Consider the following 330-nt stretch of genomic DNA (forward strand, 5'->3'; position numbering starts at 1 on the left):
GAATAAAAGCGGTGTCAAAATCCATACGGTCTACGATCCCAATGCCGACACGCCCATCTATTTTGAAATCACCGACGCTAGAGTTAGCGATGGCCGCGCCATCTCTCAACTCTCTGTTTTTCAAGGAACTACTTACGTATTTGATCGTGCCTATAACGGTGGGGCGTGGCTCGAAAAGCTCGTGAATGAGGGCTGTCTGTTTGTGGGCAGGATGAAGAAAGATATGAATTACAAGGTCACGAAGTCTCTGCCACCGAAAGGGGTGGGTGTGGTGAGGGATGAAAAAATCGAAGTGTGTTACAAGACCCGATCGTATCTGAAAGGCCGCAC

1 protein-coding gene is annotated in these 330 nt (G+C 48.8%); it reads left to right on the forward strand.

Annotated elements, in window-relative coordinates:
• Positions 1–330, forward strand: a 330-nt coding sequence (locus WG929_RS21415) for a transposase (RefSeq protein WP_416207630.1), incomplete at both ends; no start/stop codon positions are given.

This window comes from Oceanobacter antarcticus (assembly GCF_044962685.1).
Classification (GTDB): Bacteria; Pseudomonadota; Gammaproteobacteria; order Pseudomonadales; family Oceanobacteraceae; genus Oceanobacter; species Oceanobacter antarcticus.